Below are 15,842 nucleotides of genomic sequence, written 5' to 3' on the forward strand. Positions count from 1 at the left end.
ACACATGAGTGATTTGCAGATCGGGCTGATAGCCCTGGGCGTCTTGCTGATACTGCTGGTGTTGGGATTCAACTGGTGGCAGGACCGGCGCGTCCGGCGCAAGATGCAAAGCCATTTCCCCACGTCTGAACAGGATCCGTTGCTGGGCGCCGGCACTGCCGGCGCAGCCGCATCGGCGACTGCCGCGGGCGCGAGCCGTCGCGAGCCCGGCATGGGCGGCGATGCGCCGCGCGCGCAACCCGGCCAGCCCGCGCCGGTGGACCCGGGTAGCGACGCCGACGACACGGAAGAACCCGATCCCGCCTGCGAAGTGGTCATCGAAATCAATTTTGCCGAACCCGTGCGTGGCGCCGACCTGCTGCCTTACATGCAAAGCCTGCGCCACGTAGGCCGCAAGCCGATGCGCGTATTCGCCGAGACCGACCAGCGCCGCCATCGTGCCCGCGTGCATGCCGGCGAATCGTATGCGTCGATGCAACTGGCGGTGCTGCTGGCCAATCGCAGCGGCCCCCTGACTGCCATTGAATGGTCGCAAGCCTGGGCTCGCGCCCAGGACATGGCCGAACGTTTCGACGCCACCATCGAAGGCCCCGACCAGCAAGCCGTGCTGGAGCAGGGCGCCCGCCTGGACGACACCTGCGCCGCGCTGGATATCCAGGTTGGCCTGACGCTGCTGCTGGGCGCGGCCCAGCCTGCCGCCGAAGTGCTGTCCGTGGCCCGCGACACGGGCTTCGTGGCGGATGGCAATCGCCTGGCGTGGCCCGCCGAAAACGGCGTGACCCGCTTCACGCTGTCGCGCGCCGATGGCGCCGCCTTCGACGCCGGCATGGGTGGCGTCGAACGCCTGTACCTGCTGCTGGACGTGCCTTGTGCGCCGGCCGATACGCGTGCCTTTGGCCGCATGGTCGACGTGGGCCGCGACCTGGCCGCCCGCCTGCGCGCCGAGCTGGTCGATGACCAGGGCAAGCCGCTGGCGGATGGTTCCGAAACGGTTATCGACGAACGCCTCCAAGTGCTGTTCGAACAGCTTGAACAAGCGGGCCTGCCCGCCGGAAGCGAGCGTGCTCAACGGGTGTTTGCGTAAATGAGCCGCGCGTCTGGTGAAGTCAACCCGGCGGAAACCGCGGCGCGCCTGCGCGCCGAGCTGGAACAGCACAACGTCCGCTATTACGTCTACGACGAGCCCTCCGTCTCGGATGCCGAGTACGACGGGCTGATGCGGCAGCTTGAAGCCCTAGAGGCCGAGCATCCCGAACTGATCACCCCGGAATCGCCCACGCAACGCGTGGGCGCGGCGCCTGTCTCCTCCTTTGGCAGCGTGCGCCATGCCGTGCCGATGCTGTCGCTGAACAACGCCTTTGCCGAAGAAGAAGTGGTGGCGTTCGACCGCCGTGTCACGGACACGTTGCGCGGCGCGGGCCTGCTGGGGCCGGCGCAGCAAGCCGATTATTTCTGTGAGCTCAAGTTGGACGGGCTGGCGATCAGCCTGCGTTACGAGGACGGCCGTCTGGTGCAGGCCGCCACGCGCGGCGACGGCCAGACGGGCGAAGATGTCACCTCCAACATCCGCACCATCAAGGCCATTCCGCTGCAACTGAAAGGGTCCGCCCCGAAAGTGCTGGAAGTGCGCGGCGAGGTGCTGATGAATCGCGCCGACTTTGAAAAGTTGAACGCTGCGCAGGCCAAGCGTGACGAAAAGATCTTCGTCAACCCGCGTAATGCCGCCGCCGGCAGCCTGCGTCAGCTGGACCCGCGCATCACCGCCAAGCGGCCGCTGCGCTTCTTTGCGTATGGCTGGGGCGAAGTGCAGGGCCTGCCCGGCAAGCAAAGCGGCTTGTTCGACGAGGCCACGGCCGGCGCCGGTCAGGCCTCGCAACTGCCCGAAGCGTCGCATGGCGCCATGTTGGCGTGGCTGCACGAGCTGGGCCTGCCGGTCAACTTGAAGCACAACCATCGCGCGACGGGCGCCGAAGGCTTGATGGCCTTTTATGCCAAGGTGGGCGAGCTGCGTGCCGGCCTGCCTTACGACATCGACGGCGTGGTCTACAAAGTAGATTCGCTGCCCGCGCAGAAAGTGCTGGGCTTCGTGGCGCGCGCGCCGCGCTTCGCGCTGGCGCACAAATTTGCCGCCGAAGAAGCCACCACCACGCTGCTGGATATTGAAGTCCAGGTTGGGCGCACGGGCGCGATCACGCCCGTGGCACGCCTGAAGCCCGTGTTCGTGGGCGGCGTGACCGTCACCAACGCGACGCTGCACAACGAAGACGAAATCCGCCGCAAGGACGTGCGCAAGGGTGACACCGTCATCGTGCGCCGCGCGGGCGATGTGATCCCCGAAGTGCTGGGCCCTGTGCTTGAAAAGCGGCCCGACGACGCCCAGGAATTCGTCATGCCCACGGCCTGCCCGGTCTGCGGCTCGGCCATTGAACGGCTGGAAGACGAGACCATTGCGCGCTGTACGGGCGGCCTGTTCTGCGCCGCGCAGCGCAAGCAGACGCTGTGGCATGCGGCCAGCCGCAAGGCGCTGGACATCGAAGGGCTGGGCGAAAAGTTGGTGGACCAGTTGGTCGACAGCGGCCGGGTCAAGACTTTGGCCGATCTGTACAGCCTGCGCCCGCTCGAGCTGGTGGGCCTGGATCGCATGGGCCAGAAGTCGGCCGATAACCTGGTGGCGGCCATCGACAAGGCGCGCGCCCCGGGCTTGAACCGCCTGTTGTTTGCGCTGGGTATTCGTCACGTGGGTGAAACCACCGCGCGCGACGTGGCACGGCATTTCGGCAGCATCGACGCCATCATGGACGCTGATGAAGACGCCTTGTCGTCCGTGCCGGACGTGGGCCCCGTGGTGGCGGCATCCATCCGCCGCTTCTTTGCCGAGCAGCACAACCGGGACGTCATCGAGCAATTGAAGGCGCAGGGGGTCAACCCTGTGGCCGACGCCGCGCCGCAAGGCACGACGCTGGCGGGCAAGACTTTCGTGTTGACCGGCACCCTGCCCAACTGGACGCGCGAGGAAGCGTCAATGCACATCCAGGCCGCGGGCGGCAAGGTCAGCGGTTCGGTCTCCAAGAAAACCGCTTATCTGGTGGCCGGCGAAGAGGCTGGCAGCAAACTCACCAAGGCGCAGGAACTGGGCGTGACCGTGTTGGATGAAGATGCGTTGAAAGCCCTATTGGGAATGTCCTAGCCCAAAGGGAATGTCCTGCCCCAAAAAAAACTGCCCGCGATAGCGGGCAGTTTTGATTTTGGCGCAGGGCAGGCTTACTGAATCTTGGCCTTGTCGCGCAGTTGCTTCTGGTAGTCGGCCAGGGTTTGCTGGCGCAGCATTTCTTCCAGTTGCGGACGCACTTGATCCAGCGGCGGGAATTCCACCGGGCGGGTGTCCTCAACCTTGATGATGTGCCAGCCGAATTGGGTTTGGACCGGCTTGTCGACCAGTTCGCCCTTCTTCAACTGAGTCACGGCTTGCGCGAACGGCTGGACGTAGTTGGTCGGGGGAGCCCAACCCAGATCGCCACCCTTTTCGGCGCTGCCGGGGTCCTTCGAGTTCTTCTTGGCCAGATCGTCGAACTTGCTCTTGTTGCTCTTGATCTGGGCCAACAGGTCATTGGCCGTCTTCTCGTCTTCGACGAGGATATGACGGACCTTGTATTCCATCTTGCCGGCTTGTTCCTTCTTGATCTTCTCGTATTCGGCGGTGACCTTGGCGTCCGAAACCGGGTTCTTGGCCAGGTAGTCGGCCATCAGGGCGCGAACCAGGATGCCCTGGCGGGCCAGTTCGATTTCGGTTTGAACGTCGGCTTGCTTGGCGATGCCGCTGGATTCGGCGGCTTGCACGAAGATCTGGCGGTTAATCATTTCTTGCTTGACCTGTTCGCGCAATTGCGGCGAATCGGTCGCGCCCTGGCTGACCAGCAGCTTGACGAATTGATCCAAATTCTTTTGCGGAATGGCCTTACCGTTGACGGTGGCCACGTTTTGCGCGAAAGCGGGCACGGCGATGACGCAGGCCGCAGCCAGCATGACGATGCGTTTCATGAATATCCTTTTACTTTCTATTTGGGAGCCTGGGCATCTAGCGCAAGCGCATGAATCGGATAGGGGATCAAATCTTGCAAATGATGATACACCAGCCTATGTCGCGCCACGGCGGAGAGCCCCGTGAAGCAAGGCGCTACGATATGGACGCGATAGTGGCCGGCGCCGTTTTTACTGCCTTCGTGGCCGGCATGCAAATGCGAGTCGTCCAGGATGTCCAGCGTTACAGGTTCCAGGGCGGCCAGGCGCTCTCGGATCAGGGTGATGCGATCGGTGTTGTCGGACATGGCGGCTTGATGAAAGTTCCGACGCGCCCACGAGGGTGGGCGCGCCTATGATTGGACCGTGTGGTCGGGCCGGCTGGCGCGTCAGGGCTTGCCCGGCGGCGTGCCGGAACCGGCGGTGTCGTCGGTCTGGATATGCTTGCCCAGCCATACCGACTGGCCGATCACGAAGACGACCATCAAGCCCATCAGGCCGAATGCCTTGAAGCTGACCCATTGCGATTCGGTGAAATGACCGGAGAACGCCACATACAGGTTCAGCGCGCCGGCGACCAGGAAGAAGGCTGCCCAGACCAGGTTCAGCTTGTCCCAGGCGGCGTCGGGCAGTTGAATCTGCTTTTCCATCAGCCGACGAATCAGATTGCGCCCGAACACCCAGCGGGAAATCAGCAGCGCACCGCCAAACAGCCAATACAGCACGGTGGGCTTCCACTTGATGAAGACATCGCTGTGCAACCAGATGGTGGCGCCGCCGAAGACCAGGATGACCGTCAGGTTGATCCAGTGCATGGCCTCGGTGGCGCGGCCCGTGAGCTTGAGCCACACGATCTGCAGCACGGCCGCCGCCATGGCGACGCCCGTGGCGATGAAGATGTCCGTGTACCGATAAGCAATGAAGAACAGGAACAGCGGAAACAGGTCGAACAGAAACTTCTTCATTCAGTCTTCTATGGGTTCAAACGTCATCGACAGGGAATTGATGCAATAGCGCAGCCCGGTGGGCGGCGGGCCGTCGGGGAAGACGTGGCCCAGGTGCGAATCGCATACGTTGCACAGGACTTCGGTGCGGACCATGCCGTGGCTGACGTCGCGCTCTTCGCGCACCAGTTCGGGGTCCAGCGGCTGGAAGTAGCTGGGCCAGCCACAGCCCGCGTCGAATTTGGTGTCGGATGCGAACAGGGCCGTGCCACAGCCCACACAGCGGTAAATGCCCGGCGTGGTCGTATTCCAGTAACGCCCGGTGAATGCGCGTTCGGTACCCTTTTCGCGGGTGACCACGTATTCTTCGGGGGAAAGTTGTGCGCGCCATTCGGCGTCGGATTTGCGTACTTTTTCCATATCAGCTCTTGGAGTCCCGATGCCCGAAATGGTTCGGGCATAATCCCGCCCCATGTTAATCGAGTTTGACCAGGCGGTAGTGGCCACGCCCCAGGCGGAAGTGTTGCGCGGGGTGAGCGCGACGCTGGCCGAGCGCCGCATCGGCATCGTCGGGCCCAACGGCGCCGGCAAGAGCACGCTTGCGCGCCTGCTGAACGGGCTGGTGCTGCCATCGTCGGGCAGTGTTCGGGTGGATGGGCTGGACACTCGGTACGATTTGAAAGCCGTGCGCCGCCGTGTGGGCTTTGTGTTCCAGAACCCCGAAAACCAGATTGTTTTCCCGATCGTGCGCGAAGACCTGGCCTTTGGGCTGAAGCGGCTGGAACCGGACAAGGCGCTGCGTGAATCGCGCATCGACGCCCAATTGAATGCGCTGGGGGTCGGGCATCTGGCCGACCGCAGCAGCCACACGCTGTCGGGCGGCGAACGCCAACTGGTGGCGTTGGCGGCCGTGCTGGTCATGGCGCCGGCGCTGGTCGTCTTTGACGAACCCACCACACAGCTGGACCTGCGCAACCGCAACCGGGTCCGAGACGCGATTGCCGCGCTGCCCCATGATGCCGTGGTCGTCAGCCACGACCTGGACCTGCTGGACGATTTTGACCGGGTGCTGGTCGTGCGCGATGGTGTCATTGCCGCCGACGACACGCCCGCGCCGGCCTTGCGCTGGTACCGGGAGCACTGCGCATGATCGAACCTCTTTACGTCGCCGGCCGCAGTCCACTGCACCGGCTGCCTGCCTGGGTAAAGCTGGTGGCGCTGGTGGCCGCCGGGGCGGGGCTGTTCATGCTGCGCGACCCGCGGTGGCTGGGCGCGGCGTTTACCGTTTCGGCCATTCTGGTCTGGTCCACGGGCGTGTCGGCCGCCGCCGTCTGGCGCCAGGTGCGCGGGCTGCTGTGGGTGCTGCTGGCCGTGGCGCTGTTCACGGGCGTATTCCAGGGGCTGATCGACGCCCTGGCCGTCGTGCTGCGAGTGGGCGCGATGGTGGGGCTGGCGCTGGCCGTCACGCTGGCCACGCGCACGTCGGACCTGATCGCCGTCTGCGAACGGGCGTTGACGCCGTTTGAGCGGATCGGGCTGGTCGACGCCGGCAAAGTGGCGCTGGCACTGGCGCTGACCTTGCGGTTCGTGCCTGAAATCTGGCGCAATTTCCAAGACATCCGCGAGGCCCAGGCGGCGCGGGGGCTGGGCGCCCATCCGGTTGCCCTGATCGTGCCCTTGATCGTGCTGACATTAAAGCGCGCCCAGGAAGTGGCCGAAGCTATCGACGCGCGCAGCCCCTGAGCCGGGCGCCCCTGAGCCGGGCGCCCCTCAGCCGGGCGCCCCTCAGCCGGGCGCACCCACCCCACCCAATAGGTAATGCCATGAAATCCCATAACACTGTGCTGATTGCGCTGTTTGCCGCGCTGATCGTCGTCCTGAGCCTGATCCCGCCGATACCACTGCCCGGCATTCCGGTGCCGATCACCTTGCAGACGCTGGGCGTCATGCTGGCGGGCGCCATGCTGGGCCCCGTGCGTGGCGCGCTGGCCTGCCTGCTTTACCTGCTGCTGGCGGCGATCGGCCTGCCGGTGCTGCCGGGCGGTCGTGGCGGATTGGGCGCGTTCATGGGGCCCACGGGCGGCTTTCTGGTGGGCATGGTGGTGGGCGCATTTGTCATCGGCTGGCTGACCCGCACGCTGGTGGGCCGAGCCCACCGCGACTGGGCGAAGCTGGGCGCGTATGTCGTGGCCTGCGGGGTGGGCGGCATTGTGGTCGTCTATGCGTTTGGCGTGCCGTGGCTGGCCTCGGTGACCAAGATGGGTCTGCCCAAGGCGGCCGCCGCCGTGGCGGTGTTCCTGCCGGGCGACCTGATCAAAGTCGTGATCGCCGCCTGGGTGGCTTCGCGCGTGGAAAGGGTGTGGCCGATGTTGGGCCGCTGACAGATTTGTCAGTGCGGCGTGACAGTAAGGTAACCAGCTGGCGATGCGCTTTGGGGCATGCTGCCCATTACAAGGGAATCCCCCAACTGACGCGCCGAAAGATTTTCTAGTACAAGTTCGCCATCAAGTTCGCCATTAACGAATGCGTTTGCTGAAACAAGGTTTCCATAGCACATCAGGGATTTACCGTAGTTGCGTGACGTCATCTGATACTGTTTTAACCCTATAATATTTTTTTCTGTATAACTTTAACTAGGCTCGCTTCGCCTCGATCGAGGCACATAAGAGCCACCACAGGAGACAAAAAATATGCGCAAGCACTTCGGCTTGTCCGCGGCGGCTGCCGCTTTCGCCCTGGCCGTGCCGCTCCTGGCAAGCGCGCAGGTCAAGGTCGGCGTCACGGTGTCCAGCACCGGCCCCGCTGCGTCGCTGGGTATCCCCGAACGCAATACCGTGGCATTGCTGCCCAAGGAAGTGGCCGGCCAGAAGATCGAATGGATCGTGCTGGATGACGCCACCGACACCACGCAAGCCGTGAAGAACTCGCGCAAGCTGGCTACCGACGACAAGGTCGACGTGCTGATCGGCACGTCGGTCACGCCGGGCTCGTTGGCCATGGTCGACGTGGCCGCTGAAGCCAAGGTGCCGATGATCAGCGTGGCCGCCAGCGCCAAGATCGTGGAACCCGTGGACGACAAGCGCCGCTGGGTGTTCAAGACCCCGCAAAACGACGCGCTGATGGCCGGCGCCCTGGCCGACGCCATGGCCAAGTCCAAGGTCAAGACCCTGGGCTTCATCGGCTTTGCCGACGCCTACGGCGACGGCTGGCTGGACGTGATGCAAAAGGCCGCCAAGGCCAAGGGCATTGAAATTGTCGCCATCGAAAAATACAGCCGTACCGACACCAGCGTGACGGGTCAGGTGCTCAAGCTGGTCGGCGCCAAGCCGGACGCCATCCTGATCGCCGGCGCCGGCACCCCGTCTGCGCTGCCGCAAAAGGAACTGAAGGCCCGCAACTACGGCGGCACCATCTACCAAACCCACGGCGCCGCCAACAACGACGTGCTGCGCGTTTGCGGCAAGGACTGCGACGGCATGTTCCTGCCGGCCGGCCCGCTGCTGGTCGCCGCCCAGTTGCCCGATTCCAACCCGGTCAAGAAGTCGGCCCTGGCTTATGTTGAAACCTACGAGAAGGCCAACGGCGCCAACTCCACCAACACGTTTGGCGGCCACATGTGGGACGCCGGCCAATTGGTCGTGGCCGCGGTGCCCGTGGCGCTGAAGACGGGCGCCAAGCCCGGCACGCCGGAGTTCCGCGCCGCCATGCGCGATGCGCTGGAAAACGTGAAGGACCTGGCCGCCTCGCAAGGCGTGTTCAACATGTCGCCCACCGACCACGCCGGCTTTGACGAGCGTTCGCGCGTCATCGTCAAGGTTGAAGGCGGCAAGTGGGTCTATCAGCCCGGCCTGTAATTCCCTTCGGATTGCCCGATCCACGGATGTGTCTTGCAAGGCCGCGCCAACCGCTGGCGTGTGTCTTGCGGCACCCGAGCAATGCTTCGCACCGGCCTTTCCGGCCGGTGTGTCGTATCAGTGTCCCGGGCGGGGCCGGAACACCAAGAATCAATAAGGTTGTTAGATGGATTCCTCAATTGCGCTGATCCTGCTGCAAGACGGTATCGTCAACGGCGCCATCTATGCCCTGCTGGGCATGGCGCTGGTGCTGGTGTTTGCCGTTACGCGCGTCATTTTCATTCCCCAGGGTGAGTTCGTGGCGTTCGGCGCCTTGACCCTGGCCATGCTGGTCGACGGCAAGATGCCGGGCACCGCCTACCTGCTGCCGCTGCTGGGCGCCCTGTGCCTGGCGATGGAACTGGTGCGCGCCTTGCGCACCCGCAGTTTCGCTGGCCTGCCCAAAACGCTGGTCACCTGCATCGTCCTGCCGCTGGCGCTGTTCTGGGTGACCCAAAGCTACATCGGCCCCGACAACTCGTTGTGGCTGAACATGCTGCTGACGCTGCTGCTGGTGATCCCGATGGGTCCCATGGTCTATCGCATCGTCTATCAACCCTTGGCCGAAGCCACCGTGCTGGTGCTGCTGATCGTATCTGTCGCGGTGCACTTCGCGCTGACCGGCCTGGCGCTGGTGTTCTTTGGCGCCGAAGGCTGGCGCACCCCGGCGTTCGTCAGCGGGCAAGTCGACCTGGGCTTCATGACCTGGTCCGCGCAAAGCCTGTTCGTTGTCGCCACCTGCGCATTGCTGATCGCCGCCCTGTGGTTGTTCTTCGGCAAGACCTTGTACGGCCGCGCGTTGCGCGCCACCGCCGTGAACCGCCGCGGCGCGCGCCTGGTCGGCATCAGCACCACCATGTCCGGCAGCCTGACCTTCACGTTGGCCACGGCCATCGGCGCCATGTCCGGCATGTTGATCGCCCCGATCACCACCGTTTATTACGACACCGGCTTCCTGATCGGACTAAAGGGCTTCGTGGGCGCCATCATCGGCGGCCTGGCCAGCTACCCCGTGGCCGCCGCCGGATCGCTGCTGGTCGGCGTGCTGGAATCTTTCTCGTCCTTCTGGGCCAGCGCCTATAAAGAAGTGATCGTCTTTACCTTGATTATCCCGGTTCTGGTCTGGCGTTCGTTCAGCACCCATCACGTGGACGAAGAGGAATAAACGCCATGAACCGCATTTTGCTTGCCGTCTTCATCGTCGTCCTGGCGGGCCTGCCCTTGGTGCCGGTCACGCCCGAATTCTGGGTGACGCAACTTAACTACATCGGCCTTGCCAGCCTGGTCGTGCTGGGCCTGGTGCTGCTGACCGGCGTGGGCGGGCTGACTTCGTTCGGCCAGGCCGCGTTCGTGGGCCTGGGTGCCTACACCACCGCTTTCCTGACGACGCAGTACGACGTGTCGCCGTGGCTGGCCTTGCCCGCAGGCCTGGTGCTGACCGCCGTGGTGGCCTACCTGCTGGGCGCGATCACGTTGCGCCTGTCGGGGCACTACCTGCCGCTGGGCACCATCGCGTGGGGCCTGTCGCTGTATTTCCTGTTCGGCAATATCGACTGGCTGGGCAAGCATGACGGCATTGCCGGCATCGAACCCATCAGCATCTTCGGCGTGTCGCTGGCCAGCGGTCGCAACATTTATTACTTGATCTGGATCTTCGTGCTGCTGGCGTTGTGGGCTACCCGCAACCTGCTCAATTCGCGGCCGGGCCGTGCCATCCGGGCGCTGAAAAGCGGCGCGGGCATGGCCGAATCCATGGGCGTGAACACGGCGGCGTACAAGGTCGTGATCTTCGTCTGGGCGGCCTTGCTGGCCTGCATTTCGGGCTGGCTCTACGCGCACATGCAGCGCGCCGTCAGCCCCAGCCCGTTCGGCGTGAACTACGGCATTGAATACCTGTTCATGGCGGTGGTCGGTGGTGCGGGCTACGTGTGGGGCGCCTTGCTGGGCTCGGGCGTCATCCTGGTGCTGAAGGACCAATTGCAAAATTGGCTGCCCAAGCTGCTGGACACCAACGCCAACTTTGAAATGATCGTCTTTGGCGTGCTGCTGATCCTGATGCTGCAATACGCCCGCAACGGCCTCTGGCCCATCCTGGCTACCTGGTGGAGCCGCATCACCGGCGCGGACGGTTCGCGCCGCAATCTGGCGCCGCCCGCGCCGGCGCCAGCGCTGCCGACCCGCATGCGTCCTGAAGCCGGGCAGGTGGTGTTGGAAGTGGATGCCATCCGCAAGGAATTCGGTGGTCTGGTTGCCGTCAATGACATTACGTTCAAGGTCCGTTCCGGCGAAATCATGGGTCTGATCGGCCCCAACGGCGCCGGCAAGAGCACCACGTTCAACCTGATCAGCGGCGTGCTGCCCGTGACCCGTGGCAAGGTCACGTTCATGGGCCAGCGCATCGACAATCGTTCCGCGCGCGAGATCGCCAAGCTGGGCGTGGGGCGCACGTTCCAGCACGTGCAATTGCTGCCGGGCATGACGGTGCTGGAGAACGTGGCCTTGGGCGCGCACCTGCGTTCTGACGTGGGCGTGCTGGCCGGCGCCTTGCATTCGGACCGTGCCCGCGAAGCGCAGCTGCTGCACGAAGCCGCCGAACAGATCAAGCGCGTGGGACTGGGCGAATACCTGTACGAACAGGCGGGCAACCTGGCGCTGGGCCAGCAACGCATTCTGGAAATTGCGCGGGCGCTGGCGTCCGACCCGGTCTTGCTGCTGCTGGACGAGCCGGCCGCCGGCCTGCGCTACAAGGAAAAACAAGACCTGGCGCGCGTGCTGGAGCAACTGCGCTCGGAAGGCATGAGCATTTTGCTGGTCGAACACGATATGGATTTTGTGATGCGCCTGACCAACCACCTGGTGGTGATGGATTTCGGCACCAAGCTGGCCGAAGGCGTGCCGGCCGACGTGCAAAAGAACCCGGCGGTGCTGGAAGCCTATCTGGGCGGCATCGATGACGACCTGCCCGAAGCGGATCAGGCCAAGCCGGTTTCGGCAGGAGGTGTGCAATGAGCGCGACGCAATCGCCCGTGCTGGAAGTCAGCAATCTGTCGGCCCGTTATGGCAAGGTTGGCGCATTGGTCGGCGCGTCGCTGACCGTGCCCGCCGGCAGCATCGTGACCGTGATCGGCGCCAACGGCGCGGGCAAGTCCACCATGCTGAACGCGATGATGGGGTCGCTGCCGCACACCGGCCATGCCGCCGGCACCGTGCACTATGCGGGCGCCGATGTGTCCGGCTGGCAAGTCGAAAAGCGCGTGGCGGCCGGCATGTCGCTGGTGCCCGAGCGTCGCGAACTATTCGGCACCATGTCCGTTGAAGACAACCTGCTGCTGGGCGGCTTCCGTCGTTACCGCGCCCGCGAAGCCGGTTGGCGCGACACGCTGAACGAAGTGTTCGACCTGTTTCCGCGCCTGCGCGAGCGGCGTGGCCAGCAGGCCGGCACCCTGTCGGGCGGTGAACGTCAGATGCTGGCCGTGGGCCGCGCACTGATGGCCAAACCCAACCTGCTGATGCTGGACGAGCCCAGCCTGGGCCTGGCGCCCCGTATCGTGCGCGAGATCTTCCACATCATCGCGCGCTTGCGGGAAACGGGCGTGGCGATTTTGCTGGTCGAACAAAACGCCCGCGCGGCGCTGCAAGTGGCCGACTACGGTTACGTGCTGGAAACGGGCGAGGTCATTCTGCACGGCCCGGCACGTGAACTGGCGGGCGACCCGAAGGTCATTGAAAGTTATCTGGGCCTGGGCAAGGGCGCCGAGAAAGAATAGTCGGCCTGTGCCGACATGAAACCGGGCGCCGGCTCAGGCTGGCGCCCGGTTTTTTTTGCGCGCGGGCTTGTCCCGCACCGCGCCGCACCGCGCCGTCAGGCCGCCGGCTTCCAATGCAGAATCAACGCCTGCCCCATGGCGGGATCGGATGTGGACGGGGCACCCGTTTCGATGCGGCCCGCCAATCGGCGCGTAAAAGACGGATCGTCTTCGTCATGCACCGTAATGTCGTACCAGCCCCCGCTTGCCCCCATGTCCCAGGACAGGCTGACCGATTCGCCTGCCGCCAAGTTGGCGCTCGTCTTGCGCGGGAAATCATAGGCATTCGCTTCGATGCGAAATGCCCGTGGCGCGGCGCCTGCGTTGCGCACCGACACCTGCAACACCGCACCTGCTCCCGCGTAGGCAGCCGTGACCTCCAGCGGGGGCGGCGCATTCGGCGCGGCGCGGCCCGTGCAGTGGCGGTGGAAACCGTTAGGCCCCAACACCCACAAGTCGTAGCGGCGGTCGCCTTCCGCCGCCAGCCATCGACCTTGCAGGCGCTTGCCCGCTTGCACCGTGTACCGACGCGGCCCGTCGTCCAGGCGCAGGCGGTCATAGACGTGCAGCACCGCGCCCGCCATCCCGATATTGTCGAATTCCAGGGTGACGCTTTCGCCATCGATACGCGCGTGAGTCTGAAGCGCATAGGGCAGGGCGCGCGACGGCCGCGTGCCGGGCGGCTGGCGAGCCGGCGAGGGCTGCGCAGGCGCCGGTGGGACCACCGTGCCGGCCAGCGCGGATGCCTGCCCCGCGCGCTCGGCGGTGGGCGGCAAGGCGCGCAGCAGCTCGTCGTTGTTGTTCGGTGTAGCGAAATCGAAAATGGACGTCAGGTCGCCGCACACGGCCCGGCGCCATGCGGAAATGTTCGGCTCGGCCACGCCAAAGCGCTGTTCAACAAAGCGCAGCACCGAGGTGTGGTCGAACACCTGCGAGTTGACCCAGCCGCCCTTGGTCCACGGCGACAGCACGTACATCGGCACGCGCGGCCCCAGCCCATACACGCCGTGCAGGTGCGCCGAGGTGTCGTCCTTTTCCACGCCCGTGATGTGCTCGTGGTATTCGCCCTGCGTGTCCACCGTGGACGCACCGGCCAGCGCGCCGCCGGCATCGCGCGATGGCGGGGCAGGGGGCGGCATGTGGTCGAAGAAGCCGTCGTTCTCGTCGAACATCAGCAACAGGACGGTCTTGCTCCAGACGTCCGGGTTGGCGGTCAGCGCGTCCAGCACGCGCGCCGTGTAGTCCGCGCCCTGCGCCGGGCTGGACGGGCTGGGATGCTCGGACCCGGCCTTGGTGGCGCAGATCCAGGACACCTGCGGCAACGTTCCGTCCAGCACGTCCTGGCGCAGCAGGTCCAGGCCGCGAGTGGTCAGCGCCTTGTCCTTCAGCGCGGCCAGCGATCCCGGCACGCCGTGATAGGCGTCGCGATACGCCTTGAAGCCGGCGGTGGGGTTCAGGGAATAGTTGTCGGCCATGTCCTGGTAGATGCGCCAACTGACACCGGCCGCTTCGAGCCGTTCCGGGTAAGTGGTCCAGGTGTAGGCGCCGGCGGGGTCCCCGCCCGTCAGCTTGTTATAGACGTTGCCCAACGCCGGGCCGTTGCCGCGCCCCGCGCCGTCATTGGTGCCTGTCCACACAAACAGCCGGTTGGTGTTGGTGCCGCCCGTGAACGAGCAGTGATAGGCGTCGCAAACGGTGAAGGCGCGCGCCATGGCGTACTGGAACGGCATGTCGGCCGCTTCGTAGTACGCCATGGAATGGTTTTTCTTGGCGGCGGGCCAGCGGCCCATGCGGCCGGCATCCCAGGCGTCTTGCGCGTTGGACCAGGTGTGCGGCGTGCTGGCTACGCGCACGGTTTCGAAGGCTTCCTGCGTATTCAGCCGATAGGGCAGCACCGTGCGCGGAGCGCCCTCGTCGGGCTTGTCGTTGTATTGCGCCCAGACCGTGCGATGCCGATAGTCGGGGCTGTCCGGCACTGGAATCGGAAAACGGTCGCCAAACCCGCGCACGCCGGCAAGCGCGCCGAAGTAGTGGTCGAACGACCGGTTTTCCTGCATGAAGATCACGATGTGTTCAACATCGTGGATCGTGCCCGTGCGCTGGTTGGCCGGAATGGCCAGGGCGCGCCGGATCGCGGCGGGAAACATGGCCAGGGCGCTGCCGGCCCCGGCAAGGGCCGCGCTATTGCGCAGGAAATCGCGTCTGCTGTGTATGGGCATTGGCTCACCTTACGGTCCGAAGCCCGATAGCCTACGCGCCTTTCCTTTTATCTGGCTGACGGCAACGGCGATGGCGATGGCGCCAGATGTGCGCGAGCTTATTTGCTGCCGGTGCTTTCCGCGTAGTCCATGTACAGCTTGTGCGCGCGGCGGGCCATGGGGCCGTATTCCAGCGCACGGTCTTCGACGCGGTTCACGTGGACGACCTTGCCGTAGTTGCCGGACGAGAACACTTCGTCGGCGGCTTCGATGTCGGCGCGGGTCAGGCTGCGTTCCTGCACGTCAACGCCATCGGCCTTCAGCAGCGCCAGCACGCGGCGGCGCGTGATGCCGTTCAGGAAGGTGCCGTTGTCCACCGGCGTGGACACGACGCCGTCCTTGGCGATCCACAGGTTGCTGGTGGCGAATTCAGCGATGTTGCCCGCGCCGTCCAGCATGATGGCGTTGTCAAAGCCCTTGTCGGCGGCTTCGCGAATGGCGCGCTGGCCGTTCGGATACAGGCAGGACGCCTTGGCGTCGGTGGGCGCCATGTTCGGCCAAGAGCGGGCGTAGCTGGAAAAGCAGGCCGAAAAGCCTTGCTCGCCGGGCATGGGCACCTTGAACACGTGCAGCACGAACTGCGTCTTGTCGGCGTCAGGCAAGAGGAAACCGTCGGCGCAGTAGAACATCGGCTTGATGTAGAGCTCGGTGCCGGCCGGGAACCGGGATACGGCTTCCAGGCACAGCTTCTGGATCTCTTCCCAGCTGATCTGGGGCTTCATCAGCATTTTTTCGGCCGACCGCACGACGCGCTGGCAGTGCAGGTCCAGGTCGGGCGTCAGGCCGCGAAACGCGCGGGCGCCGTCAAACACCATGCTGGCCATCCAGAAGGCGTGGTCGGCCGGGCCCAGCAGTTTGGGGTTGTCGGTGGTCCAGTGACCGTTGTGCCAATACAGGGCGTCCATGTCTATCTTCCTTTACTCG

At 64.8% G+C, this 15,842-nt stretch carries 16 protein-coding genes; 9 read left to right on the top strand and 7 right to left on the bottom strand.

All coding sequences use genetic code 11. From position 1 onward, the window contains the following. Positions 1–4 precede the first annotated feature (4 nt). Complete coding sequence (locus tag YH64_RS00390; RefSeq protein ID WP_046802557.1) at positions 5–1,084, top strand: cell division protein ZipA C-terminal FtsZ-binding domain-containing protein; 1,080 nt, start codon at positions 5–7, stop codon at positions 1,082–1,084. Then, a complete protein-coding gene (ligA, locus tag YH64_RS00395) occupies positions 1,085–3,187 on the top strand; it encodes an NAD-dependent DNA ligase LigA (protein WP_046802558.1) in 2,103 nt (700 codons plus the stop codon). It abuts the gene before it with no gap. Positions 3,188–3,261: 74 nt separating this feature from the next. Here ligA and YH64_RS00400 read toward each other — a convergent pair whose 3' ends face one another. The 4 genes from YH64_RS00400 to msrB all read right to left on the bottom strand — a co-directional run bounded on the left by YH64_RS00400 (position 3,262) and on the right by msrB (position 5,381). Further along, positions 3,262–4,038 (bottom strand): peptidylprolyl isomerase, encoded by a 777-nt coding sequence (locus tag YH64_RS00400; protein ID WP_046802559.1) that lies wholly within the window; start codon positions 4,036–4,038, stop codon positions 3,262–3,264. 17 nt (positions 4,039–4,055) lie between these two features. Then, a complete protein-coding gene (locus tag YH64_RS00405; protein WP_046802560.1) occupies positions 4,056–4,325 on the bottom strand; it encodes a BolA family transcriptional regulator in 270 nt (89 codons plus the stop codon). Positions 4,326–4,406: 81 nt separating this feature from the next. Beyond that, on the bottom strand, positions 4,407–4,982 hold the full coding sequence (locus YH64_RS00410) for a septation protein A (RefSeq protein WP_046802561.1): 576 nt from the start codon (positions 4,980–4,982) through the stop codon (positions 4,407–4,409). Further along, positions 4,983–5,381: a peptide-methionine (R)-S-oxide reductase MsrB gene (gene msrB / locus YH64_RS00415; RefSeq protein WP_046802562.1), complete on the bottom strand. Its 399-nt coding sequence runs from the start codon at positions 5,379–5,381 to the stop codon at positions 4,983–4,985. A 52-nt stretch (positions 5,382–5,433) separates the two neighbouring features. Between msrB and YH64_RS00420 the strand changes: the two genes are divergently transcribed. Both YH64_RS00420 and YH64_RS00425 read left to right on the top strand, forming a co-directional pair. Continuing rightward, the gene (locus YH64_RS00420) at positions 5,434–6,111 is read left to right on the top strand and encodes an energy-coupling factor ABC transporter ATP-binding protein (protein WP_046802563.1); all 678 of its coding nucleotides are present in this window, start codon (positions 5,434–5,436) and stop codon (positions 6,109–6,111) included. After that, complete coding sequence (locus YH64_RS00425; RefSeq protein ID WP_046802564.1) at positions 6,108–6,704, top strand: energy-coupling factor transporter transmembrane protein EcfT; 597 nt, start codon at positions 6,108–6,110, stop codon at positions 6,702–6,704. The genes YH64_RS00420 and YH64_RS00425 overlap by 4 nt, the downstream gene beginning before the upstream one ends. Here YH64_RS00425 and YH64_RS30730 read toward each other — a convergent pair. Next, positions 6,682–6,873 carry a pentapeptide repeat-containing protein gene (locus YH64_RS30730; protein WP_143215200.1) on the bottom strand — a complete coding sequence of 64 codons (192 nt, stop codon included), beginning with the start codon at positions 6,871–6,873 and terminating at the stop codon, positions 6,682–6,684. The genes YH64_RS00425 and YH64_RS30730 overlap by 23 nt on opposite strands. Between YH64_RS30730 and YH64_RS00435 the strand changes: the two genes are divergently transcribed. The 5 genes from YH64_RS00435 (at position 6,785) to YH64_RS00455 (ending at position 12,621) form a co-directional block, all read left to right on the top strand. After that, on the top strand, positions 6,785–7,342 hold the full coding sequence (locus tag YH64_RS00435; RefSeq protein WP_104142990.1) for a biotin transporter BioY: 558 nt from the start codon (positions 6,785–6,787) through the stop codon (positions 7,340–7,342). The genes YH64_RS30730 and YH64_RS00435 overlap by 89 nt on opposite strands. A gap of 309 nt (positions 7,343–7,651) precedes the next feature. After that, positions 7,652–8,815, top strand: a complete 1,164-nt coding sequence (locus YH64_RS00440; RefSeq protein WP_046802566.1) for an ABC transporter substrate-binding protein — start codon at positions 7,652–7,654, stop codon at positions 8,813–8,815. 166 nt (positions 8,816–8,981) lie between these two features. After that, the gene (locus YH64_RS00445; protein ID WP_046802567.1) at positions 8,982–10,019 is read left to right on the top strand and encodes a branched-chain amino acid ABC transporter permease; all 1,038 of its coding nucleotides are present in this window, start codon (positions 8,982–8,984) and stop codon (positions 10,017–10,019) included. 5 nt (positions 10,020–10,024) lie between these two features. Further along, positions 10,025–11,863, top strand: coding sequence for an ATP-binding cassette domain-containing protein (locus tag YH64_RS00450; RefSeq protein ID WP_052945917.1), 1,839 nt, complete (start codon positions 10,025–10,027; stop codon positions 11,861–11,863). Continuing rightward, positions 11,860–12,621, top strand: a complete 762-nt coding sequence (locus YH64_RS00455) for an ABC transporter ATP-binding protein (RefSeq protein WP_046802568.1) — start codon at positions 11,860–11,862, stop codon at positions 12,619–12,621. Before YH64_RS00450 ends, YH64_RS00455 begins: the two co-directional genes overlap by 4 nt. 95 nt (positions 12,622–12,716) lie before the next feature. Here the strand turns inward: YH64_RS00455 and YH64_RS00460 are convergent, their stop codons facing one another. Then, positions 12,717–14,873, bottom strand: coding sequence for a phosphocholine-specific phospholipase C (locus YH64_RS00460; RefSeq protein ID WP_143215221.1), 2,157 nt, complete (start codon positions 14,871–14,873; stop codon positions 12,717–12,719). 104 nt (positions 14,874–14,977) lie between these two features. Beyond that, positions 14,978–15,823 (bottom strand): branched-chain amino acid aminotransferase, encoded by an 846-nt coding sequence (locus YH64_RS00465; RefSeq protein ID WP_046802569.1) that lies wholly within the window; start codon positions 15,821–15,823, stop codon positions 14,978–14,980. Positions 15,824–15,842 lie beyond the last annotated feature (19 nt).

Origin of the sequence: Achromobacter sp. LC458, from assembly GCF_001005835.2 — a bacterium.
Lineage (GTDB): Bacteria > Pseudomonadota > Gammaproteobacteria > Burkholderiales > Burkholderiaceae_B > Achromobacter > Achromobacter spanius_B.